Annotated in this window: 21 protein-coding genes and 2 pseudogenes; 14 read left to right on the forward strand and 9 right to left on the reverse strand. The window is 53.6% G+C overall.

What is annotated here, in order from left to right; translation table 11 throughout:
* Window positions 1–95 (forward strand): annotated as a pseudogene (locus tag BMZ14_RS15655) (methane monooxygenase/ammonia monooxygenase subunit C); the annotation flags it as partial.
* A 224-nt stretch (window positions 96–319) separates the two neighbouring features.
* Here the strand turns inward: BMZ14_RS15655 and BMZ14_RS12015 are convergent.
* Window positions 320–2617 (reverse strand): DNA translocase FtsK, encoded by a 2298-nt coding sequence (locus tag BMZ14_RS12015; RefSeq protein WP_074797930.1) that lies wholly within the window; start codon window positions 2615–2617, stop codon window positions 320–322.
* 155 nt (window positions 2618–2772) lie between these two features.
* Here BMZ14_RS12015 and BMZ14_RS15510 point away from each other — a divergent pair, with 155 nt between their 5' ends.
* Window positions 2773–3003 (forward strand): carotenoid oxygenase family protein, encoded by a 231-nt coding sequence (locus BMZ14_RS15510; RefSeq protein WP_143071986.1) that lies wholly within the window; start codon window positions 2773–2775, stop codon window positions 3001–3003.
* Window positions 3004–3263: 260 nt separating this feature from the next.
* Here the strand turns inward: BMZ14_RS15510 and BMZ14_RS15660 are convergent.
* Window positions 3264–3467: pseudogene (locus BMZ14_RS15660) on the reverse strand (hypothetical protein); the annotation flags it as partial.
* 291 nt (window positions 3468–3758) lie between these two features.
* Here BMZ14_RS15660 and BMZ14_RS12025 point away from each other — a divergent pair.
* The 8 genes from BMZ14_RS12025 to BMZ14_RS12065 all read left to right on the forward strand — a co-directional run bounded on the left by BMZ14_RS12025 (window position 3759) and on the right by BMZ14_RS12065 (window position 10757).
* Complete coding sequence (locus BMZ14_RS12025; protein WP_074797936.1) at window positions 3759–4172, forward strand: response regulator; 414 nt, start codon at window positions 3759–3761, stop codon at window positions 4170–4172.
* A 129-nt stretch (window positions 4173–4301) separates the two neighbouring features.
* On the forward strand, window positions 4302–4541 hold the full coding sequence (locus BMZ14_RS12030) for a hypothetical protein (RefSeq protein WP_074797938.1): 240 nt from the start codon (window positions 4302–4304) through the stop codon (window positions 4539–4541).
* 100 nt (window positions 4542–4641) lie between these two features.
* Window positions 4642–4905: a TrkA C-terminal domain-containing protein gene (locus tag BMZ14_RS12035; RefSeq protein ID WP_143071987.1), complete on the forward strand. Its 264-nt coding sequence runs from the start codon at window positions 4642–4644 to the stop codon at window positions 4903–4905.
* 778 nt (window positions 4906–5683) lie between these two features.
* Window positions 5684–6562, forward strand: a complete 879-nt coding sequence (locus BMZ14_RS12045; RefSeq protein WP_074797943.1) for a carbonic anhydrase — start codon at window positions 5684–5686, stop codon at window positions 6560–6562.
* A gap of 299 nt (window positions 6563–6861) precedes the next feature.
* Window positions 6862–7284 (forward strand): Fur family transcriptional regulator, encoded by a 423-nt coding sequence (locus tag BMZ14_RS12050; RefSeq protein WP_074797946.1) that lies wholly within the window; start codon window positions 6862–6864, stop codon window positions 7282–7284.
* Window positions 7285–7328: 44 nt separating this feature from the next.
* Window positions 7329–7676, forward strand: a complete 348-nt coding sequence (locus BMZ14_RS12055; RefSeq protein ID WP_177186980.1) for a hypothetical protein — start codon at window positions 7329–7331, stop codon at window positions 7674–7676.
* A gap of 151 nt (window positions 7677–7827) precedes the next feature.
* Complete coding sequence (locus BMZ14_RS12060; protein ID WP_083396780.1) at window positions 7828–9882, forward strand: TonB-dependent receptor; 2055 nt, start codon at window positions 7828–7830, stop codon at window positions 9880–9882.
* A 152-nt stretch (window positions 9883–10034) separates the two neighbouring features.
* On the forward strand, window positions 10035–10757 hold the full coding sequence (locus BMZ14_RS12065; RefSeq protein WP_074797952.1) for a PEP-CTERM sorting domain-containing protein: 723 nt from the start codon (window positions 10035–10037) through the stop codon (window positions 10755–10757).
* Window positions 10758–10879: 122 nt separating this feature from the next.
* On the opposite strand, the gene BMZ14_RS12070 is transcribed toward BMZ14_RS12065, so the two are convergent.
* Complete coding sequence (locus tag BMZ14_RS12070) at window positions 10880–11290, reverse strand: Fur family transcriptional regulator (protein WP_074797954.1); 411 nt, start codon at window positions 11288–11290, stop codon at window positions 10880–10882.
* Between the two features lie 262 nt (window positions 11291–11552).
* Here BMZ14_RS12070 and BMZ14_RS12075 point away from each other — a divergent pair, with 262 nt between their 5' ends.
* Genes BMZ14_RS12075 through BMZ14_RS12085 form a run of 3 tightly spaced genes read left to right on the forward strand, consistent with a single transcriptional unit; the run spans window position 11553 to window position 13912 of the window.
* Complete coding sequence (locus BMZ14_RS12075; protein ID WP_074797956.1) at window positions 11553–12803, forward strand: GTP-binding protein; 1251 nt, start codon at window positions 11553–11555, stop codon at window positions 12801–12803.
* A gap of 55 nt (window positions 12804–12858) precedes the next feature.
* Window positions 12859–13218 carry an RNA polymerase-binding protein DksA gene (gene dksA, locus BMZ14_RS12080; protein ID WP_074797958.1) on the forward strand — a complete coding sequence of 120 codons (360 nt, stop codon included), beginning with the start codon at window positions 12859–12861 and terminating at the stop codon, window positions 13216–13218.
* A gap of 25 nt (window positions 13219–13243) precedes the next feature.
* The gene (locus BMZ14_RS12085; RefSeq protein ID WP_218145034.1) at window positions 13244–13912 is read left to right on the forward strand and encodes a DUF1826 domain-containing protein; all 669 of its coding nucleotides are present in this window, start codon (window positions 13244–13246) and stop codon (window positions 13910–13912) included.
* Window positions 13913–14371: 459 nt separating this feature from the next.
* On the opposite strand, the gene glcF is transcribed toward BMZ14_RS12085, so the two are convergent.
* The 4 genes from glcF to BMZ14_RS12110 are packed head-to-tail and all read right to left on the reverse strand — an operon-like array spanning window position 14372 to window position 19346.
* Window positions 14372–15697: a glycolate oxidase subunit GlcF gene (glcF, locus tag BMZ14_RS12095; RefSeq protein ID WP_074797962.1), complete on the reverse strand. Its 1326-nt coding sequence runs from the start codon at window positions 15695–15697 to the stop codon at window positions 14372–14374.
* 1 nt (window position 15698) lies between these two features.
* Window positions 15699–16823, reverse strand: coding sequence for a glycolate oxidase subunit GlcE (gene glcE, locus BMZ14_RS12100; RefSeq protein WP_074797964.1), 1125 nt, complete (start codon window positions 16821–16823; stop codon window positions 15699–15701).
* A 53-nt stretch (window positions 16824–16876) separates the two neighbouring features.
* Window positions 16877–18331 carry an FAD-linked oxidase C-terminal domain-containing protein gene (locus BMZ14_RS12105; RefSeq protein ID WP_074797966.1) on the reverse strand — a complete coding sequence of 485 codons (1455 nt, stop codon included), beginning with the start codon at window positions 18329–18331 and terminating at the stop codon, window positions 16877–16879.
* 28 nt (window positions 18332–18359) lie between these two features.
* The gene (locus BMZ14_RS12110; RefSeq protein WP_256208606.1) at window positions 18360–19346 is read right to left on the reverse strand and encodes an NAD(P)-binding domain-containing protein; all 987 of its coding nucleotides are present in this window, start codon (window positions 19344–19346) and stop codon (window positions 18360–18362) included.
* A gap of 468 nt (window positions 19347–19814) precedes the next feature.
* On the opposite strand from BMZ14_RS12110, the gene BMZ14_RS12115 reads away from it, so the two are divergent.
* The gene (locus BMZ14_RS12115; protein ID WP_074797971.1) at window positions 19815–20969 is read left to right on the forward strand and encodes an NAD(P)/FAD-dependent oxidoreductase; all 1155 of its coding nucleotides are present in this window, start codon (window positions 19815–19817) and stop codon (window positions 20967–20969) included.
* Between the two features lie 204 nt (window positions 20970–21173).
* Here the strand turns inward: BMZ14_RS12115 and BMZ14_RS12120 are convergent, their stop codons facing one another.
* Both BMZ14_RS12120 and BMZ14_RS12125 read right to left on the reverse strand, forming a co-directional pair.
* Window positions 21174–21761: a hypothetical protein gene (locus BMZ14_RS12120; RefSeq protein ID WP_074797973.1), complete on the reverse strand. Its 588-nt coding sequence runs from the start codon at window positions 21759–21761 to the stop codon at window positions 21174–21176.
* Between the two features lie 115 nt (window positions 21762–21876).
* Complete coding sequence (locus tag BMZ14_RS12125) at window positions 21877–22260, reverse strand: hypothetical protein (protein WP_074797975.1); 384 nt, start codon at window positions 22258–22260, stop codon at window positions 21877–21879.
* Between the last annotated feature and the right edge of the window lie 112 nt (window positions 22261–22372).

Consider the following 22372-nt stretch of genomic DNA (forward strand, 5'->3'; position numbering starts at 1 on the left):
TTGCGGCGCAGATCATCACCCGCTACTCCAACCTGACGGACGTCGTCTGGAACGGCCAGAGCAAAGTCATCCTCAACAACCGGATCGTACCGTAAGCGGCTGACGAGGTGATTAGCTGAAGCTGCTTTGGCTTTACGAGCAACGCCCCGCTCCCCGAATCCGGGGAGCGGGGCGTTTTAACTTGCACGACCACGGTGACGCTCTGGATACCCGCTTTCGCGGGTATGACTGTTGTGGTGTTTGATAGCTGGATCAACTGCTGGCGATCGCGTTGAATGATTTGGCCGACCAGGCATGACTTTGCAGCATTTGCCGGCTTCTATTCATTGCGTGCGGGAACCAGTACTTCCCGGTTACCGTTGGTCTGCATGGCTGAAACCAGACCGGCGCGTTCCATTTCTTCAATCAGCCGCGCCGCCCGGTTGTAACCAATGCGCAAATGCCGCTGTACCAGTGAAATGGAGGCACGGCGGGACTTGAGCACCACTCCCACGGCTTCGTCATAAAGCGGATCGGATTCCCCGCCTTCCTGCGCTGCCATGCTCCCACTGTCGCCCGCCCCGTTATCCTCTTCCAATGCGTTAAGCACGCCATCCACATAACGCGGCTCACCGTGCTCCTTCAGATATTCCACAACCCGGTGCACTTCCTGATCCGCAACGAACGCGCCATGCACTCGTTGCGGATACCCACTGCCCGGCGGCAGATAAAGCATATCGCCCTGCCCCAGCAGCGCTTCCGCCCCCATCTGATCGAGTATCGTGCGGGAATCAACCTTGCTGGATACCTGAAACGCGACCCGCGTCGGAATGTTCGCCTTGATCAGGCCGGTAATCACATCCACCGAGGGCCGCTGGGTGGCGAGCAATAAATGTACACCCGCGGCACGCGCCTTTTGCGCAAGCCTGGCAATCAATTCCTCCACCTTCTTGCCGACCACCATCATCAGATCCGCCAGCTCATCTATCACCACTACAATCAGCGGCATCTCTTCCAGCGGTTCCGGCGCATCGGGCGTAAGGCTGAATGGGTTGGTCAGCGGTTTCTCGTTCTTGATCGCGTCGCGGATCTTCTGATTGTAACCAGCGAGATTACGCACCCCCAACGCAGACATCAGCTTATAGCGCCGCTCCATTTCCGCCACACCCCATCGGAGCGCGCTCGCCGCCTGCCGCATATCTGTTACCACAGGTGCCAGCAGATGCGGAATGCCCTCATATACGGACAACTCAAGCATCTTCGGGTCTACCAGGATCAGGCGCACCTGCTCAGGCGTCGCCTTGTAGATGAGGCTTAGTATCATTGCATTGATCGCCACCGACTTGCCTGATCCCGTCGTTCCCGCCACCAGTACATGCGGCATTCTTGCCAGGTCCGCCACGACCGGATGTCCGCCGATGTCCTTGCCCAGCGCAATCGTCAAAGGCGACGCCATCTCCGCATAGGCCTGCGAACTGAGAATTTCTGATAGCCGCACCACCTGCCGTCTTGGATTGGGAATTTCCAGGCCCATGCTGGTCTTGCCCGGGATCGTTTCAACCACCCGTATGCTCACCACGGATAACGATCGCGCCAGGTCTTTCACCAGGTTGAGTATCTGGTTGCCTTTAACGCCGACGGCGGGCTCTATTTCATAGCGGGTAATGACGGGACCGGGATATGCCGCCACCACTTTAACCTCCACGCCAAAATCAATCAGTTTCCGTTCAATGAGGCGGGAAGTAAATTCGAGCGTGTCGGTGGACAATATCTCCACATCCTTCTTCGGCGGCTCATCCAGGAGACGCAATGGCGGCAACGGCGAATCAGGCAGATCAACGAATAGGGGCGTCTGTTTTTCCTTGATTACCCGAGGCGACTTCGGAATCGCGGTGGCCGGCTGTTCAATGTGTAAAGGTGGGCTCTCGTGGAAACGTTTCTTTCCCACCTCGACGAGCTCCTCGCGTTTGACTGCCGAGGCCAGTCCTGCGCGGCGATCTTGCCAGTTCTCCCATTGCCGTTTGAGGAGCAGGCAACTCCCCTCGATGATGGCGCCCAGTTTTTCAACGAAGCGCAACCACGAAAGGCCGGTAAACAGGCTGAAACCGATTGCAATCAATATGACCAGCGCGAGCGTCGCGCCGGTGAAACCCAGCATCTGGGACAGGTTCTTGCTGATTACCAGGCCCAGCACACCGCCCGGTGTCTGAGGCAAGGTTATCTGGAGCGTATAAAACCGCAGCGCTTCAAGTCCGCTGCTGGCAATCAGCAATACCAGAAAACCCGCGACGGATACAAACAAGGGACGTCGGTCGAAAACTCCTCCATCAAGGCGGTGGTACGACCATGAGACCAGGAAGAGAAAGAATAATACCGACCACCAGGCTGAAGCGCCGAATAAATACAATAACAAGTCTGACAACCATGCGCCCGCAAGCCCGCCGGGGTTTTGGGCTTGAGCGCTCCCGCTGTGCGACCATCCCGGGTCGGCGCGATCATATCCATAAAATATCAGCACCAGATAAAGCACCACGCCCAGCAACGCAAGCCCGGCGGCCTCGCGCAGCAACCGGGCGAGCCGGGGCGGCAGGGGATTGGAGCTTGATTTTTTCGCCATCGGCTTGTTGACAAAGCTCATGGATAGTGCCGGACGACCTCGGGATAAAGAAAAGTTAACTGATTATATAGGGTTAAAGCAGGGGTAAAAAGCGAAACGGCCGCTTCGTGGGCGATACCTGGCACGACAAGCCGGACACGAATTCCTGAAAACCGGGCTAAGCGAGAGCAGTTTGCATGGATTCGCCTATCATTCATAGCATATTTATCCTGGGTAAATCCCATGGATTTCCTCCTCCCCACCTGGAGGTAGAGGGTGTTATTCCCGATTGGCTATCCGGCACGCTTGTGCGTAATTCGTTCGTAGGTTTGCTTCTAACCGTAGCCATTGGGCAACATGAAGAAAGGTCAGACCGCCGGGCCGATTCTTTTAACGGCAGTAAAGAATTACTTGAAACCGATAGATGAGTCGGCCTAACCCCGTCATCGTCCAGGGCGCCTTCCTTGCGGCCTGACCCCAATATTTTCATCGCCGGCACTCCGGACTGCCGTGATGCTTCATAGTCTGACCACTGATATTTCCTTTTTCCAACCGGTCTTGAATGGTGGAGGCGGTCCGGCGGAATGCACTCGTCAATCCTCCCAGTTTTTCCAAGCCAGCGGCACAGACACGCCCAGGCCAGGACGAGCCCGGGCTGACCAGGGCAAGCTTCGGGGCGAAACGAAGGGTGGCGGATACGGCCATCGCGGGTCCATTCGGAAAATGAGACTTCCGCAACCAGTATGGGCTTGACCCACTGAACGTTGCGAGGAATGTCCGTTGCTCTGGCAAAGAGATTGTCGGCCGTCTCTATCTTGTCCAACTCAGATGGCCGGCTGGAGTAAGTGCGGATGCAAAGACTCGATACCATCATAAGCAGCATGCCTTGCATGGATGGTTATAGTTCATCCGGCCCGTGCGGAATCTCTCCGCCGATAAGGCAAACAGACACCAGCTTTGGCCTTTACTGCGCTAAACGCCCCTGAGTATCGGGCCAAGCGCATCTTTCCAAGTCCGTCTCATTGTAGGTGCGAGTTAAGACCATTGCGGGTATGATAAGCCTGCCTGTGGACTTCCCTGATTAGTAGAGACAAAATTTCTCCCCCTCTTTCTCTTCTTCCCTCGTTTCCTTTTCCTGGAGGTAAAACTGCCCTCCTTAACTAATTAACATAGAAAAACTACCGTGAGGGTTACTAACAAACCAATTCTCCTCGTCGAAGACGACCAGGTGGACGTGATGAGGGTTACCCGTGCTCTTAAGGGAATTCATGTGACAAATCAAATCGTGCACTTCGAAAACGGCGAGGATGCGCTAAATTACCTGCGGGATGAGAACAGCGACAAGCCCTGTCTCATTTTGCTGGATTTGAATATGCCCATCATGAACGGCATCGAATTCCTGCGGGCAGTGAAAAAGGACGAGAAACGCAGGGCTATTCCGGTAGTGGTGCTGACCGCCTCCGATGATCAACAGGACAAGCTAAACAGCTTCAACCTCGGCGTTGCCGGGTATGTGGTGAAGCCAGTTGACTACCGCCAATTAGTGGAAGTCATGCGTTCTATTGACACCTACTGGACTATAAGCGCGATGCCATAATCAGGAGCGGTTCGACTTGAACCTCGTTGACCTCAGCAGCAAGGACAGTAACCGAGCTTGGCGCCTTAGGGCGACATAAATGCAGTAAAATCAGTATGAAGTGGAGCATAACCAACCTAAGGATAACCAATGATCAGAGTAAGCTGGCTTTTGCCAGGAATATTTGTGTTGGCCTGCGAGCGGGAAGTGCCGCAGGTTGACGACCCAGACAACATCGTAGTCAATGGCAAAGAGATGAGCCAGGATGCTTTCCTCAACAAATATTGTATCGAAAAAGAAAATCATCCGATCTGTTCCAAGATATTGGATGCAGCGGCTCAGAGTATGATAGAAAGGGCTCGCAATCCTAATGAGGGGCGAATGAATTAGAGTAATCCAGCTTTGTCAGCCGTAGTTGGAGCCGCATGCACTCCAGGATGCTGCAGAGAACCCGGGCCACCTGGCAGCTACACATATTCAAGGTGTACACATGCTGCCCAACACCTTGGAGTCATCCTTTCGCGCAAGGAGCCTTCTTGCCAATCCGTTCAAATCTTTCATTTCTGAGCGCCTCGCGGGGAAGAGCATCAATGCCTTACACTTGGCGGAGAATAATCTTCGGTGCTTGTTGATCGAGCATCTGGATGAGGCGGTGTCGACTCCTCCGCTAGAACACTATGATCTCAAGGTTAACGACAAGATCATTTTGTTCGGTACCCTCGGTGACTTGCGTAAAATCAGCAAGTATCTGTAATGTGTTCAGCATTACATTCCCACTGGCTCCTGCTCGGAAAGAAGTGGTTCCTTAGTCTCCAACCCCCTCAAGCCCTGATCTTGTCCTATATCGGGCTATCCATCCTTGGAACTCTGTTGTTGAAACTGCCAGCTGCTAGCCACGAGCCTATTTCATGCGGGGGCAGTGGCTCGACGGCCGGCGGGATAAAAGTCAGCACTTTTCGCGTGGCATTGCTGGCAACATGGACATTTCTGCGAGGGCAGGAGCGGCCTCTCGTATTTGGTCGCAGCATTCAACTCGATATCATCCGCAAACCATTGGCCATAACGGTGATTTCGTTGTTTTGCGCAGCACCAGCGTGTTCCTGCTGACTATCACAGAAAAGGGAGGTTTCCTTGACCTGGCATTTGAAGCGGTATCGGCAGCTGCCGCAGTGGGACTGTCAAGAGGGATAACGGCTGATTTATCAGTCGCCGGGTAATACATTATCGTTGTGCTAACCTTGATTGGCCGTGTTGGACCACTAACTATCGCATTCACGCTGGCAGATGCGCGCAGCGAAAATATTCAGTATCCAGCCGGTCAGGTGAATAGAGGGTAGCCTTTACTTCTATCCCAGATTGGTTTCTGCGATCAACGACTCTGGCCGGCGCTGTAGCCTCCCCTTGCAACGGTAGCCGATACAGACATAACAAATTCCTCACACCAGGAGGACTTTTTTTTCACATGAGGCATGCTACTTTTAGCTGAGCAATAATTGTTTTGTATCCTTTAACGCTCCTCAGGAGGTTGTAGCATGCACACATCGATTTCCCGGTTACTGCAACTCACCCCACTCATTTCTGCACTCTGCCTGACCGGATTACCGGCGACGGCGAGTGCAGCAAGCGACAGGCTGGCTGATAGTGTAATAGACAGCGTATTGGAAGGGATGGAGGCCCAAAGCCCCATCAACATTCGTTCCCATAACACCTATTTCGGGCAATTATCGCCATTGCATTTTAACTTAAGCTCCAGCACTGATCTGAGCGTCATTAATAATGGGTCACCGAGTGCGGAAAGCACGATAAGAGCCAATATTGATCCCGGTGAAGGATCGCTGACAGTTGACGGGAAAACTTATAGCCTGGCTCAATTTCATTTCCATGAACCTTCTGAGCATCTAGAAAACAACAAGGCTGCCCCAATGGAGATGCATCTGGTGTTTGCCAATGCCGATAACCTTGTAGTAGTCGGCCGATTGGTCAACGAAGGCAGCTTCAACAGTGCACTTGGCCCAATTTTTTCAGACTTGCCAGAAACCATTACGGAGACGAAATCAATAGACAACTTTAATCTGAATTCACTTCTGCCGGACAGGATGGAAACTTTTCGTTATACCGGTTCGCTCACAACCCCCCCCTTCACCGAGGGCGTGCAATGGATCACTTTTGCGCAACCGATGGAAATGTCCGCGACTCAACTTCAGGCTTTCGAAACACTCTTTCCGGATGGGAACGCCCGTCCAGTCCAACCCCTCAACGGACGAATAATACTGACTGATCTACCGGGATTCGTCAGCGCCATGCCTGAGCCGGAGACCTACGCCATGCTGCTGGCCGGGTTGGGGTTGGTCAGCTTCGTCGCGAGCAGACGTCAACGCTTGAAAGCGAATGAGGCTTGGTTCCCGGTTTAACCCTTCTCTTTCTGCCTCCCTTTAGTTCCTCCCCGGGATCGCGCTCCCGCGATCCCCTTCTCTTTTATTTCTCTTTACTTGAACAGTATGGAGGAATAGATGAGATCCTGTTCCATCCTGGGAAAGTTGCAACACGCCCTCATATTTTTACTGCCGTTTCTCTTGCGATGGCAGGCAACCTTGTCATCTCTGATCCCGCGACCCCTCAATCGCCTTGCTGATTCAGTCTCCAAACGCATGATTGCGCTCGTGCAAATACCCAAGTATACTAGTGCAACCTTGTTGCAATAAGGGCTTTTATGTTTAACCTTCAGAAGCAGGCTGAAGAGATGATCCGCAGTATTGGAGAGCGAGTGACCTCAGGCAGGGTGGAGGTGCTTTCCATGCTGCTGGCTGAACAACGGGCTGTAACCCACCACGAAATTGAGGAGCGCTTGCGGGGTAAACACAAATTAAACCGCGTAACGCTCTACCGCGTGCTTGAATGGTTGAACGAAAATGGTTTCGCTCACAAATTGGTGAGCGATGACCGCGTATGGCGTTTTCGTGCAAATACCCATTTTTCGCAATCGGAGCAGCATGCGCATTTTGAATGCCTGCGCTGCACAAAAGTAATCTGTCTTGACGACATAAAGGCAGGGTATAACCTTCCGCTGCCTGCTGGTTATCAGTTCCGGGAAATTGGACTGACGGTCAAAGGACTATGCGCTGCCTGCGCATAGCCGCCGCCATGCTGTCCCCAGTGAATCGTGGTGAAAGTTTCTCGATGATTCTGCGTAAAGCGTTTTTGCTGATTTTAGTATCGGCGTTGACGTTCCTTCCGATCCTCCAGGGAGCACATGCGTTGACGCACGTGGACGATGCCGAGATTACCGGTATGATTTACGCCGGTGGACATGAAGAAGGCGGTGAAATCGATGCCGAGGCAGGTAGCGACGTAGATCGAGTCTGTCTCGATTGCGTGGCACTGGCAGGGCTTACCATTATTTTCATGGCGCTGGTTGTGCTTTCCTTTAATCAGAGGAAATGTCAGATCCTGCCATCTCTAAAATCGGAACCTTTCCCCCTCGATTTTTCTCTCCCCTATCTCGTCCGCGGTCCCCCTCAAGTTTAATCCTCTGCTTGCTCCGATTGGCTGACCTCGGCACTCGTTTGGCGCGTGCCGTCTCCAGCCCTGTCCATCCGCCCATAAAGGGTGGCGGTTATTGATTACTGCGTGGCCTGAATCTGTTGCACAAATTCACCCGGAATACTCAAAGAGTGATATGAATATTTCAATTTGCAATTCCGCATTCCTGTTTCCAGGACGCGCGAAAGCATCGCTGCTCGCCATAGTGATGCTTGTTTTATGCGGCGTGCCGTTTGTTCAAGCCCAGGACGCGGGCAGCCAAAGTGTATTGCCACCAGTTATGGTGACCGCCACGCCATTCCAAGACCGTAGCGAACTTGACATGGCCCAACCGGTTTCTGTGTTGCGCGGCGATGACTTGCGCCGCAAGCGGGAAGCGAACCTCGGAGATACGCTTTCCCGGGAGCTTGGCGTGTCTTCAAGCTCCTTCGGACCGGGAGCGGGCCGTCCGATCATTCGCGGCCTTGACGGTCCCCGCCTACGGGTGCTGGAAAATGGCATTGGCACGCTGGATATTTCTTCCTTGAGCCCGGATCATGCCGTGACCGCCGAATCCTTGAATGCTTCCCAAATTGAAATCCTGCGCGGCCCCGCCACGCTGCTCTACGGAAGCGGTGTATCCGGGGGAGTGGTCAACGTTGTAAATCGCCGCATTCCGAGTGAGTTGTTCAAGTCACCAAGAGGTGACTTTGAAGTACGGGGCAACACCGCGACCGAGGAGCGTGCAGGTGCTTTCAATGCGGTTACAAGCGTAGGGCCTGCATCCTTGAGCGTAGGCGCCTTCAAGCGAAAAACTGGTGACTATCACATTCCCGGGCGCGCGAATATGGACGATCCCAATAGCAGGGCAGGGGTTGTTGAAAATAGCGCAGTGGACTCAGGGGGAATATCCGTAGGGGGGTCCTTTGTTGGCGAGAGGGGCTTTCTAGGCGGGTCGGTGTCCCGCTTGGAAAATAAGTATGGCATACCCACTCCGGAAGGCTCAAAAATCGATCTCAAGCAGACCCGCTACGATTTGTCAGGTGAGTTGGACCAGCCCATCGCTGGCCTTGAGAAACTCAAAGTGCGCATGGGCTACAACGATTACAAACATAACGAGATCGAAGGGAGCGGGGAGATTGCCACGCGATTCAAGAATCAGGGATTGGAAACCCGTGCAGAACTCCTGCATGCCCCCATAGCCGGATGGAGGGGGGTATTTGGAGTGCAATTCCGGGACCGCAACTTTTCCGCCCTGGGGGAAGAGGCGGTGATCCCTGCTACCAAATCTCGTTCCACAGGCATATTTTTGGTCGAAGAACGCAACTGGGATCGCTGGCGCCTGGAAATCGGAGGGCGCGGCGAGTACGCGACCCAGGACCCCACCAGCAACCTCCCTTCGCGCACCTTTGGTCTCTACAACGCTTCCACCGGTATTCTATGGAAATTCATGGATGGCCACGGCCTGGGCTTCACCGCCACTCGGGGACAGCGCGCTCCCGCCACCGAAGAGCTGTACATCAATGGCGCACATCATGCCACGGCCACATTCCAGATGGGCGATAGTGCGTTAAGGAGCGAGACCACCAATAACCTCGATCTTGCATTGAGCAAGACTACGGGAATAGTGAAATGGAAATTCAATGTATTCCATAACTGGATTGGAAATTATATTTTTGCGCATGGTGTCGACGCCAATAATGACGGGATTGCGGATCGCTCCGACGAGACCGGAATGCTGGATCCGGAAGGAGAATTCCTTGTGCAGAACTTTGCACAGGCTGGGGCGAGATTTTATGGGGCCGAAGGCGAAGTCATTGTCGCTCTAAAGCCTGATGAACTCGATTTGCGCTTTTTTGCCGATTACGTGCGCGGGAAACTCAACAATGGAAGCAACGTTCCACGTATCACCCCGCCCCGCTTTGGGCTGGAATTGAACCATAGGACAGGGCCTTGGACAGCGAACATTACGGCGATGCGGGTAATGCAACAAAACCGTGTTGCGGAACTTGAAACCAGTACGCCCGGTTACACGTTATTGAATGTGGAAGCGAGCTACCGTATTAAGGAAACCAGATCGAACGGGATCAAGGTCTTCCTTCAAGGCAGGAATTTACTTAATGAAGAAATGCGTGTTCACACGTCTTTCCTCAAGAATTTCGCCCCGCTACCGGGACGAGCGCTGGTTGTCGGCCTAAGGGGCGAGTTTTAGTTTCCCATTACATTTTTACGGTAGCATTCCTCCACTATTGCTAATAATATATCGTTATACTTAACGCAGTTCATCAACCCGTATTTAAAATCAATCGCTTCAGGTGCACGTTTTCGGTCTTCTTCATTAATTAAAACCATAAGGAGGTAAAAATGTTACGACATGTTCCTATCGCCATCAGGCTAGCTGTCGTTTTGATATTGGTTTCGTCACCCCAGGTATTGGCGCAAACGCACGGTGATGTCGAGCCGAGTGTGATACAGGGTAGATTGGTAGTGGATGAATCGAATTCGGTTCCGGTAGCATTTTCGACTGGCTATAAGATTTTTGAAGGGAATTTGGGCGACCTCTACGGCGGGTCGTTAAAAACGAATGATCCTGGATTTGTTGCTGCCTCCGGGTCCTTTCTATCCGGAGAGCAGCTCTGGTATCAGGCCATTGGCAAGCTAAACTTCTGGAATGGCACCAGCTGGGTTGCAGCGCCCGACAATATATCGTTGAAACTGGAAGACGCGCTAGGAAGCGATACCTTGATAACCGCAGCCGGAGTAATCAATCCGCTAGGTGTGATTGATGCAGCCGATAGCAGTGGTGGTATTCATAGACACCTGGACTTCTCGATATCGGACTCAAATCCTGCAGGTTCCTATCTTGCCACGCTCCAGCTCAGCTCGCGTGATGCTTCAGGCAACTTGCCCTCTCCCTATCTGGACAGCGATCCGTTTCACATCGTCTTCAATCAGGGGCTCAGCGTCCCCGCTTTCGAAGCATCCACCATCGCACTCACTGTTCCCGAGCCTGAAACCTATGCAATGTTTCTGGCAGGCCTAGCCCTGATGGGTTACACGGCAAGGCGGCGGGGGAGGAGGGATTAATTTTCAGCTGAGTGCAAACGAGATTTTCCCCCTCCCATCCGTGTCTGGATCGGAGGGGGGAGGGTTGAAGGATTCCAGCAAGACATTTAGAAAAGATTAGCTTGGCATTAAACGGCTTTGAATTACGTATGTTTGCTCGCTCCCGGCCCGGAATTTCGGCTCTTGGGAGTGCAATCCTTACACCGGCCATAAAGAATAAGGTCATAGCTCTCGACGACGAAATCGGCGGGAACCGGAAGCTCCTTATTCTTGATCGTCTCATGGATATCGAACACTTTGCTGCATGAACTGCATTTGAAGTGGTAATGCTCTCCCAACTTTGTGACCTCATAGCGGTCCGCCTCGCCTGGGAGTTTAACCGGCAAAACCCAGCCTTCGGCCGTCAGATCTTTCAGATTCCGATAGACGGTCGCAATACTTAGCGTGGGCACAACTACCTGTGCTTCTGTAAGGATTTCTTGAGTCGAAAGGGGCCTCCTCGCGTCCGAGATTGCGCCGAGGATCGCATCGCGCTGTCGGGTATTACGTTTCATGCATCAATACCTCGTGGAGCAACACCAGGGAGAATACTAGGGCGTTTGGATGCAGCCAATGTTAGCAATGCGACAGTCTGTTTTCACTATGCTAATGATAATATGATATCATTAGCATTAATGCTACCCTACAACCAGGCCGCGCTGCCTCTATAGTAATGATTTTACAACTGCACACGTGGAAAGTATATGTGGCCCAAGGCGTTAGATAAGCGAGTGTATCTTCTCATTTCATTTCCCAGTCAACCTCTAGGCGAGCCTTATGACGACATCGAGTAAGCATTTGCCGGTGACAGTGCTTTCCGGATTTCTTGGCGCAGGCAAGACGACCCTGCTCAATCACGTTCTGGCGAACCGCGAAGGACTGCGGGTGGCAGTGATCGTGAACGATATGAGCGAAGTAAATATTGATGCATCGCTTATACAAAGAGGTACGGAAAATGCCGGCTCGGCTTTATCCCGTACCGAGGAAAAATTAGTCGAAATGAGTAACGGGTGCATCTGCTGCACTTTGCGCGAGGACCTGCTCATGGAAGTGCGCAAGCTCTGCGACGAGGGCCGTTTCGATTACCTGCTGATTGAGTCGACCGGGATCGGCGAACCCATGCCTGTTGCCGCCACGTTTGAGTTTCGAGATGAAAAAGGCGAGTCGCTTAATGATATAGCCCGCATCGACACAATGGTCACGGTGGTGGATGCGGTGAATCTGTTACGCGATTTTTCCAGTGAAGATCTATTGGCCGAGCGGGGTGAAGTGGCAGGTGATGAAGACAATCGGACGCTCGCTGGCTTGCTGACGGAGCAGGTCGAATTCGCGGATGTAATCGTGGTAAGCAAGATAGACAAGGTCACGGCAAGTCAACTTTATGAAGTCATTGGGGTCGTCAAGGCTTTGAACCCTGTTGCGGAAGTGCTGTATGCCGAGCATGGAGACGTTCCATTGAGGAAGATTCTCGGAACAGGACGGTTCGACCTGGACCGTGCAAGCAAAATGGCAGGCTGGTTCAAAGAACTGGCAGGAGAACATACCCCTGAAACCGAGGAGTTTGGTATCACCAGCTTCATTGCACGCTTGACAGAACCACTGCATCCAGAGCGTTTCGCAGCATTTATGGAGAAACCGTTGCATGGCGTCTTGAGGGCGAAAGGATACGTGTGGCTGGCGAGTCGCCCCGATTGGGCAATATCCTATTCGCGGTGCGGCAACATCGCCACCGTGGAACCGGTAGGACGATGGTGGGCGGCAGTGCCGCGAGAACGTTGGCCAGCCGAGGGAAGTGAAGCGCGCGCGTCCATAGAGGAGAGCTTGCGGCAGCCTTACGGTGATCGCATTAACGAGGTTGTCTTCATCGGCTGCGACATGGATCGGGAACTGGTGGAGAAAACTTTCGCCCAATGCCAGCTCCAGCCTGCGGAGATTCACACGGGCATGAGCTCCTGGCGCGAGTTGCCGGACCAGTTTCCAGATTGGATACCTGTGGAGGGACAGGTTGAAGAAGTGGGAGAGCCCTAATGATGAACTTAAAAAATCCATCACAGCCCATACATGCAATACCTGAAGGTGAGTAATGTCCTGCGCACAACTGGAGTTCTTCCGCCTGCGATTGCAGGATGAGCGGCGCAGATTGCTTGAGAGCGCGCAAAGCACGCTTGAACAGATGCGAGCTATTGCTCGCGGGGCTGATTCCAACGATCGGGCAAGTACCGAGGAAAAGCTTTCCCTGGAGTTCCGGATTAGAGATCGTGAGCGCAAGTTGCTGAAGAAAATCGACGACGCCCTTATGCGCATTGATGAGGGCACGTATGGCTGGTGCGCTGAGACGGGTGAACCTATTGGCATCCCCCGTTTGCTCGCCAGGCCGACCGCTACCCTTTGCATAGAAGCCCAGGAACGTCATGAGTCGAATAAACGTGCTTATGAGCTCTAGAGTAAAGTCAGTGTAATAGAGAACAATGCTGAAGACAGTGATAAATGCGGATGTAGAGCGAATCGAATCTCATGCATTCATTACGAATGAGCCGGCTGAACTCATACACATATTTCATCCCTTTACCCAAATTGCTCTTTGGCGCAGGGGTGTTAACAGCATTATTGAGGCTTATCTTCAGAAAGGACTGACAAATAACCTTCTTGGACCAGGATTTCGTACCATTATTCGTTCGCCATATACACTGGCGCTCGACCTGTTTCCTGATTTTCCTGGCCGTGAGGCATTGCTTGAGGATATTCGTCTCATTGCAGAGATTTACGCCGACTTGCTGGGCTGCGACGAAATCGCGTTACGCCTTGAAATACTTGATTGCGTCATGTGTCCCCGCTTTCATGTTGATCGCACTGGTATCAGGCTGATTTGTACCTACCTCGGGTCTGGAACTGAGTGGATCAATGATGAGCTGGTGGATCGCGGCAAGCTCGGACCGGGATGTCTTGATCTTCCTGACGAAGCTTCTGGCCTGTTTGACGAGAGAACCACGATTGAGTCGCCTAATCTGTTCGATCTTTTGCTTTTTAAAGGTTCCCTATGGCAGGGGAATTCGCATAGAGGCGCAATTCATCGTTCCCCGGCTGTCGCCTCTGGCGAGCACCGTGTTCTGCTTATCATGGATGCCCTCTGGAACTAAACCCAAGATTTAGTCTCCGCTCCTTTAACCCGCTTCGGCGGGTTTTTTATTATTCACAGACTATTTGGAGCAGAAAAAAAATTTTCAGCCAGGCATTGTGCGGTACGTGACAAAGTTTTCAATGCAACGATATCCACGCGCTTTCTTACGCCGGTCATAGAGATCAGTCGTACGCGCACTTTCGTGAGCTGCCATTTGCTGCGCCACTTCCTGCTTTTCCACCACTACGCCAGTATTCAGTTATCCCTGTAGCGCGAAAGAATGATTGCCGATACGGATGAGGACATCTGCATCCGCGGCGCGCGGGTGGATCATCCGGTTATCCATCGGCCTGGCGCATCGGCCGATCGGATAGCTGCCCGGTGCAGCCAAGCGCTGTGCGGAATAGAATGCTTTTGGGCTTCCGTCAACTGGGCGGTACCGCTGGATAATGTTAAGTTTGAACGCTAACGTCCTTTATCATTCGTAATAGCCATTTTGGCTTCCTGGGGCGCCGCCATCGCCAAGTATCCCATCCAGTATTTCGATCCAGTGCTCAACCGGCAAGGACGTCCCGCTTTGTACATGCATGAGGCAACCGATATTGGCGGTGGCTATCCGGGTGGGATCGCCCGATTCCAGTGCTGAAACTTTGTTTTTCAGCAGCTGTTGCGACAGCTGTGGCTGCAGAATCGAGTAAGTTCCGGCCGATCCACAGCAAAGATGAGCGTCAGGTACGTAAGTCAATTCGAAACCAGCGGCGATCAGGATCTTCTCTGCGACGCCTCGGATGCGCATCCCGTGTTGCAGAGTGCAAGGGGAATGAAAGGCAAGCCTGGGTTTTACTGTATTGCTTGCATTGGAAGGCAATCTGGCGAGAAGCGGTACAAGTGCGTGTGTTTCCGCTTCCAGAATTTCGCTGATATCTTTGGTTAATTCGGAAATCCGAGCCGCCTTTTGCGCATAGGCAGGGTCGTGCCTCAGCAAATGACCGTATTCCTTTACGGTGACGCCGCAACCACTGGCGGTCATAATGATGGCTTCCACTCGACCTGCCCCTTCCCCCCCTCCGGCATCTTCCATTTCAACATATGGCCACCATGCATCTATATTGCGGCGCATGTAATCCAGCCCTTCCTGCTGGGCATTGAGATGATAGGACACTGCGCCACAGCAGCCCGCATTCGCGGCCCTGATGAGGGATATGCCGAGCTTGTCTAGTACTCGCGCTGCCGCCGCATTGATATTGGGGGCCAGGGTGGGCTGAACGCAGCCTTGGAGTACGAGCATTTTGCGTTCGTGGCACTCGGGCGGCCATGACTCTGCCGCTCGCGTGCCCTGCACAGGCGCCGGCAGCGTGTCCTTCATACTTTCCGGCAGTAATGGACGGAAAGACTGCCCCATCTTCAACAGTGACGCGAATACGCCGGGTTTGGGTAAAGTCTGACGCAGCGCGTATCGCATGGCACCGGCGGCCAAACCACGTCCCACCTTCTTCTCGACGATGCCACGCCCGATATCGACCAGCCGCCCGTAGCGCACGCCGGAAGGACAAGCTGTCTCGCAGGCACGGCAAGTCAGGCAGCGATCCAGATGTAGCTGGGTCTTTTCCGTGACTGGTTCGCCTTCCAATACCTGTTTCATCAGATAAATGCGGCCGCGCGGACTGTCCAGTTCATCGCCCAGCAACTGGTAAGTCGGGCAAGTGGCGAGACAGAAGCCGCAATGGACACAGGTCCGCAGTATGGCTTCCGCTTCCTGTCCCTCGGGAGAGTCCTTGATGAAATCGGCGAGATTGGTTTGCACTTTATATTCCCGGATACATCCGGCCTAAATTGAATATGCGGTCAGGATCAAATTTTTCCTTCAGCCGCTGGGTGATATTCATCATTGCCGGCGCAAGCGGATGGAAAATGGGCGTGTGTAACCCGTAGCTGCGAAACAGGGTCGCGTGGCCCCCGGCGTCTTGTGCCGCCTTGCGTACAGCTATTTGCACCGCTTCCGTATCGGCGCCTGCATTCGTATCAGCCACGAGCCAGCGCAACGCTCCTCCCCACTCGATCAATTGCTTTCCCGGCAGCAAAAGGGGCGGTATGGTTGATTTGATAGACAAGCGCCAAAGCGGCTTCCCCTGCTGAAAAAAAGCGTGCGTCTGTTCGCGTAGCGATTCCCAGAAGGTCCTGCCTTCAATGATTTCCTCGCCGCCTAATATCGCACGGGCAGCACGCACCGCCGGTACAGCACCGGAGAGCCTGACGGTAAGTTCACCTTCATAAAAGCAGGTTGCCGAAACCGGGAGGGATCTACCCCCCCAAAGGTTCATTTTCTTGATAGCTTCCGCCTCGCTCATCTGAAAGCGCAGCGTAAGCGCCGTCGCCGGCAGGGGCAATACTTTTAGCGAAACCTCCAGCAATAAACCCAGTGTTCCCATCGAGCCCGTCATCAAACGTGAGACATCGTAACCCGCGACATTTTTCATTACCTGGCCGCCAAAACTCAGGTCGTCTCCTTTGCCGTCCAGCATGCGCAGGCCCAGCACAAAGTCACGTACCGCCCCGGCCGACGCGCGACTGGGGCCGGACAGTCCGGATGCCACACAACCACCGAGCGTGGCGTCGGGGCCAAAATGCGGAGGCTCAAACGCCAGCATTTGACCCTGCTTGCGCAATTCTGTTTCAAGATCTGCCAAACGAGTGCCGGAGCGAGCGGTCACCACCAGTTCGGTTGGTTCGTAATCCACTATGCCCGCATAAGCTCTGGCATCAAGAATGCCGGGCGGGCTAACGGGATTAACGGGACTCACGGTATTGAAGGGATTCAGGGGGCCGTTGCCGTAAAAATCCTTGGTGCCGCCGCTGCGTATAAGCAAGGGCGTGTTATTTTCAGCGGCGGCGCGAATTGTGTCGGCAAGTTGATGGACGGTATGTTGCATGGCTTATAATCAGACACTCAACCAGTACGAGCTGCCTAAGATACCCATCAGCTTCAGAATCTTGGGAGCTCAGGGAATTTTTCTTCGCCCCGATGCACGTGCATGGCGCCATGCTCGGCGCAACGGCGCAACACCGGTACCGCTTTTCCGGGATTAAGCAGCCCATCCGGATCGAAGGCTGCCTTTACCGCATGGAACATTTGCAGTTCGGCGGTCTTGAATTGCGAGCACATCTGATCGATTTTCTCGATACCGACCCCATGCTCGCCTGTAATGGTTCCCCCCGCCTGGATGCACATCTGGAGTATCTGTGCGCCAAATTCCTCAGTCAGCTCAAGCTCTCCAGGCCGGTTGGCGTCATAGAGAATCAACGGATGCAAATTACCGTCGCCTGCATGAAAAACATTCATGCAACGCAGGCCGTACTTGCCGGAAAGCGCTTCGATTCCGGTTAGCACCTGCGCGAGATTCTTGCGCGGAATCGTCCCGTCCATGCAATAGTAATCCGGTGAAACACGCCCCGCCGCTGGAAATGCGGCTTTCCGTCCGGCCCAGAATCTGAGCCGCTCGGCCTCATCGCGGGATATTCTGATCTCGGTTGCACCGCTCTTGATCATGATTTCATCGATGCGGTCGATTTCCTCCGCCACTTCCTCTGCCGCGCCATCTGATTCACATAAGAGAATCGCAGCCGCCTCGAGATTGTAGCCCGCGTGAACATACTCCTCTACTGCGCGAGTTGTGATCTGGTCCATCATTTCCATGCCGGCCGGGATGATTCCCGCGCCAATTACGTTGGCTACCGCGTTTCCCGCCTTGCGTATGTCATCAAAGGCGGCAAGCACCACCTGGGCTTTTTGAGGCCTGGGCGTAAGTTTTACCGTAACTTCTGTCACAACGCCCAGCATGCCTTCGCTGCCGGTCATGAGGGCCAGCAGGTCGTAACCTGGTGCGTCCAGACTGTCGCCGCCGATTTCAAGAAGCTCTCCCTCTATGGTCAGCACGCGTAATTTAAGGATGTTGTGAACGGTAAGCCCATACTTCAGGCAATGCACGCCCCCCGAATTCTCAGCCACATTGCCGCCAATGGAACAGGCGATTTGCGAAGAAGGATCGGGCGCGTAATACAGGCCGTACTGCGCCGCCGCTTCGCTGATGGCAAGATTGCGCACGCCGGGTTGTACCCTTGCGGTGCGGGCTGCCGGGTCCAGTTCTAGTATCTGCTTCAACTTGGCGAGCGACAACAATACGCCCTCTGCGTGGGGTAATGCGCCACCCGATAAACCCGTCCCCGCCCCTCGCGCCACCACCGGAACTTTCGCGGCGTGGCAAATCCGCAGGATTCTGGCCACTTCTTCTTCGGTTTGCGGAAGTGCCACTATCATTGGTGTTTGCCGGTAAGCGGATAACCCGTCGCACTCGTACGGTCTCATGTCCTCTTTCTCATGCAGCACCGCTTCAGGCGGCAGAAAAGCTCGCAGGCTTGCGACAAGTTGGGGAGAATTCATAATAATTCCACGTCCATTTTTGTATGGCTCAGCCTTCAGATTTTCCTGCTGAATCCTGAATCTCGTGATTCGCCAATTTTTCGAGCATTCGTACCATTGCCGCGCTGTCCCGCCCTCCGGCGCCATTAGCGGTGCAGGCATTGAGCAGTTCCTGCACTGCAGCAGTGTTGGGCAAACTGATGCCCAACGTCCGCGCATTGGAAAGCGCCAAGCCCAAGTCCTTCTGATGTAGTTCGATGCGAAATCCCGGTTCGAATTCCCGCTTGATCATGCGCTCGCCATGAACCTCGAGAACGCGCGATGCCGCGAATCCACCCATGAGGGCTTGCCGAACCTTTGCCGGATTCGCGCCAGCTTTGGAGGCAAACAATAACCCCTCGCCCACAGCTTCGATAGTGAGCGCAACAATAATTTGATTGGCAATCTTGCAAACCTGGCCTGCGCCATTGGTTCCGATCAAGGTTACGCTTTTGCCCATTAATTCGAGGATGGGTTTCACTTTCTCGAATACCGTCTCGGTGGCGCCGACCATAATGGTAAGGATTGCATTTTTTGCGCCGATATCGCCACCCGACACCGGAGCGTCCACATAATCGCAACCCAGCTTACCGATATCGGCCGCAAATCTTCGGGTTTCGATCGGGGAAATGGAACTCATGTCCATTACGATCTTGCCGCTGCTCAAGCTGGTGTCCAGGGCGGTATTCGCGGTGTTCAACCCCGCATTCCGCCCTTGATTCAACCCCGATTTCAATCCCGACACCACGCCATTCTCACCGAACAGAACCCGTTCCACGTCCGGCGTATCGGGCAGCATGGTAATGATGATATCAGCGTTTTGCGCCACTTCCCCCGGCGAGGAACAAGCGCAGCCTCCCTGCTTGAGCAATTCCTCCGGCACGCCGCTTCGGGAATGAAGAAATAGCGCATGTCCACCGTTGATAAGGTGCCCAGCCATGTGCTTGCCCATGATGCCAAGACCAATGAAACCGATTTTCATTCCCTGTTCACTCATCAATAAGATTATTCCTTCGGTCTAATCTCGGCTATTCTTTCGTCTGCTCGAATCCGATCATGAATTCGAGAAGCGCCGGATTTCCCCTAGTATAAACTTTCGCGATGTTCAGTTGCCGAAATAAGGGTAGTGCACTCTCAAGCTCTTATATGCCAAAGGTCATCGGCAGGATAAGTGGATGTAGCATAAGCCGTCGAGAGATACGCGATGGGTTGCGGCTTAAAGCCTCCACCCATCCTGCGAACGGTTCACCGCTGCCTCGGAGAAATATGGTTACCGTATTTCAAATGCGGGTTCATAAACTTTTTAAAGTGGTCAAAATCAAAATTACTTATCATTTGATAATTTCAGAGGAAATTGAATGAATGAATTGCAATCGCATGGGAATGAGCATCGCTACCTCGTGCATGCCAAGACAAGCACCGGGAATCGTATAAACGTCGATCATGGATCGGGAGAAGCTGGGGGATGAGCGTGCAACCTATTATCATTATCGGAAGTGGCCTGGCAGGCTATACCGTCGCTCGAGAATTTCGCAAGCTGGACACCGAAACGTCCATACTGATCATTTCAGCCGATCATGGCGGTTTCTATTCGAAGCCGATGCTTTCCAATGCCCTGGCTACGGGTAAAACGCCTGCGTCCATATTGAATGCCAGTTCCGAAAAAATGGCCGAGCAACTGAAGATGACGATCCGGCCCTATAGCCGGGTATCGGCCATTGACCCGTCCAGTAAAACAGTAACGTTGCAGGGTGGAGAAAAACTTGTCTATAGTAAACTCGTCCTGGCGATGGGAGCTGATCCGATCCGATTACCTCTGGAAGGCGAGGGCGCGGAGGATATTCTTTCGGTAAATGATCTGGATGACTACCAACGTCTGCGTGATGCGCTGGAAGGAAAAAAGGATGTAACGATCCTGGGTGCCGGCCTGATCGGTTGTGAGTTTGCCAACGATCTGACCATGGCAGGCTACCGTGTACGCGTGATCGATATCAGCCCCCAACCCCTGGGGAGGCTTCTGCCGCAGGCAGGCGGCGCATTCATGCAACGCAAGCTGGAGGCTGCCGGTGTTGTTTTTTACCTGGGGGCAGCAACCCGGTATGTGGAGCGGATCCATGAAAGCCTGCGCCTGACTCTCGCCAATGGAGAAATCATCCAGACGGATATCGTGCTCTCCGCTGTCGGTTTGCGTCCCCGCACTGCACTGGCCCAGGCTGCGGGTATTGCGATAAATCGCGGCATCTCGGTCAACCGCTCTCTGCAAACCTGTTATGAAGACATTTATGCCCTGGGCGATTGCGCCGAAGTGGAAGGCAGAGTGCTGCCGTTCGTGATGCCTATCATGCACGCGGCGCGCGGACTGGCGGCTACGCTTGCCCAAACTTTAACTGCGGTACGCTATCCTGCCATGCCCGTGCTGGTTAAAACACCGTCTTGTCCAGCTGTCGTATCGCCGCCTGACACCTCTTTCCAGGGTGAATGGCTCGTTGAGGAAGATGAAAATGGAGTCAAGGCCCTGTTTAAAAGTGCGGAGGATAAACTGCTGGGCTATGCCCTGCTGGGCGCATCTACCAAGGAAAAAAACGCGCTGGCCGCGCATTTACCGGCAGTAATGGAATAAGGAAAGTATGCGTTTTTCATTATCTCCCACCGAGGAATCATCTGTATCCCGGGAAATGCGGAACCCAGACGAATAATTAGCAATGATGCGACGAGGGAATTACGCCGCCTCATTGCTAATTCTCACTCGATCTGGGTCAGACCCGGAAACGATGAATCTCGTCTTCTCTGTCTGGATCGACAGGGCTGACCCGGAATATTTCTCCTAGTAACCCTTCGATCGCATGCAAGCGGAATAAACGGCCTGATATTCCTCATCCCGTGACTTGGTTTCGTTGAGCCCGTAAAGCGTTCCCCCCGCCACTCCGGTTACGCCACCGATAGCGGCGCCCTTTCCGGCACCTTTTCCGCCGCCCGCGATTGCGCCACCCGCTGCGCCAACCGCTGCGCCAATAGCAGCACCCAGCGCTGCGTTCTTGAGCACTTCCTCGGTTTTGCTGTTTACCTGCTCATTTGCATATCTGTTGCATGCTTCCGTGACCGACTGCGGAGGGTAGGCGGGCTGGGGCGGGTATGCTGCTTGCGGAGTATAAGTCGGGGGTGGCGGCGGGGCAGCTGACACGTTCCGGTTTGACCGTGCAGCGCCCCCGCTGCGTTTGGGAGGTATAGCCTCCTCAACCACCGGATCCGGGATAGTCTTTTCCGCTGCGTCAGCGATTGGGGCTTCGTTGACGGACGTGGACTCAGTTCCCGAATCGCGTCCCGTGACCAGCACCGTCGCGGCAACGGTTGCGCCAACCAGCAGTATTCCAATCGTCGCAAATTTCCAATAATTAATAGATTCATTCGACATCGTATCTCCTTCCGAAATTTATTTTTTTAGCCGGGATCTATTCCGTGGCTACCAAGCCAACTCGCTTTTCCGGCTGCCTATTCAGTGCGACCCCTGCTTGCCGCCTTTCCCCTTGTTATTTGCTATCACCGCTTTTGCCCTTGCTGCCCTTGTTGCTCTTGTCACTTTTGCCCTTTGCCGCAAACTCATGACCCTTATGCTTGCCTTCTTCAAGACTCCGGTCTTTGCCCCGTGTTTCGTGCCCATGGTGGTCTTGATTCCTCGAGTCAGAACGCTCCTGGCCCGTTGTGGCTCCGATAGACCATTGCGCGTTTGAGTTTTCGATTCCCTGCTGACCCATGCGTCCGGACGCCATCCCGCCAGACTTCTCATGTTGACCAGCATCAGCCATTCCGTGATGACCACCATGATGCCCGCCTCCACCACCCTCACGTGCTACTGCCGTATTGCCATATACGAGGACAATACCCACCAGCAATACCGATAAACCTTTGTGCATGTTCGATCTCCTCTTGTGCTTATTAAACTGATTTTATTGATGACAGCTTGCCCGGCAACCGGGTCCTGCGAATGCAGGAACGAAATGCCCTCTTCAAACTTATTTTTCGACT

Origin of the sequence: Nitrosospira briensis, assembly GCF_900115125.1 — a bacterium.
In the GTDB taxonomy this organism is placed as follows: domain Bacteria; phylum Pseudomonadota; class Gammaproteobacteria; order Burkholderiales; family Nitrosomonadaceae; genus Nitrosospira; species Nitrosospira briensis_A.

Coding starts and splice junctions, on each gene's coding strand:
- BMZ14_RS12060 (WP_083396780.1), top strand. CDS start 7,828: ATGAATATTTCAATTTGCAATTCCGCATTCCTGTTTCCAGGACGCGCG.
- BMZ14_RS12030 (WP_074797938.1), top strand. CDS start 4,302: ATGATCAGAGTAAGCTGGCTTTTGCCAGGAATATTTGTGTTGGCCTGC.
- BMZ14_RS12110 (WP_256208606.1), bottom strand. CDS start 19,346: ATGAGTGAACAGGGAATGAAAATCGGTTTCATTGGTCTTGGCATCATG.
- BMZ14_RS12015 (WP_074797930.1), bottom strand. CDS start 2,617: ATGAGCTTTGTCAACAAGCCGATGGCGAAAAAATCAAGCTCCAATCCC.
- BMZ14_RS12125 (WP_074797975.1), bottom strand. CDS start 22,260: ATGCACAAAGGTTTATCGGTATTGCTGGTGGGTATTGTCCTCGTATAT.
- glcE (WP_074797964.1), bottom strand. CDS start 16,823: ATGCAACATACCGTCCATCAACTTGCCGACACAATTCGCGCCGCCGCT.
- BMZ14_RS12065 (WP_074797952.1), top strand. CDS start 10,035: ATGTTACGACATGTTCCTATCGCCATCAGGCTAGCTGTCGTTTTGATA.
- BMZ14_RS15510 (WP_143071986.1), top strand. CDS start 2,773: ATGGATTCGCCTATCATTCATAGCATATTTATCCTGGGTAAATCCCAT.
- BMZ14_RS12070 (WP_074797954.1), bottom strand. CDS start 11,290: ATGAAACGTAATACCCGACAGCGCGATGCGATCCTCGGCGCAATCTCG.
- BMZ14_RS12055 (WP_177186980.1), top strand. CDS start 7,329: ATGATTCTGCGTAAAGCGTTTTTGCTGATTTTAGTATCGGCGTTGACG.
- BMZ14_RS12115 (WP_074797971.1), top strand. CDS start 19,815: ATGAGCGTGCAACCTATTATCATTATCGGAAGTGGCCTGGCAGGCTAT.
- BMZ14_RS12085 (WP_218145034.1), top strand. CDS start 13,244: ATGCTGAAGACAGTGATAAATGCGGATGTAGAGCGAATCGAATCTCAT.
- BMZ14_RS12035 (WP_143071987.1), top strand. CDS start 4,642: ATGCTGCCCAACACCTTGGAGTCATCCTTTCGCGCAAGGAGCCTTCTT.
- BMZ14_RS12045 (WP_074797943.1), top strand. CDS start 5,684: ATGCACACATCGATTTCCCGGTTACTGCAACTCACCCCACTCATTTCT.
- dksA (WP_074797958.1), top strand. CDS start 12,859: ATGTCCTGCGCACAACTGGAGTTCTTCCGCCTGCGATTGCAGGATGAG.
- BMZ14_RS12105 (WP_074797966.1), bottom strand. CDS start 18,331: ATGAATTCTCCCCAACTTGTCGCAAGCCTGCGAGCTTTTCTGCCGCCT.
- BMZ14_RS12075 (WP_074797956.1), top strand. CDS start 11,553: ATGACGACATCGAGTAAGCATTTGCCGGTGACAGTGCTTTCCGGATTT.
- BMZ14_RS12120 (WP_074797973.1), bottom strand. CDS start 21,761: ATGTCGAATGAATCTATTAATTATTGGAAATTTGCGACGATTGGAATA.
- BMZ14_RS12050 (WP_074797946.1), top strand. CDS start 6,862: ATGTTTAACCTTCAGAAGCAGGCTGAAGAGATGATCCGCAGTATTGGA.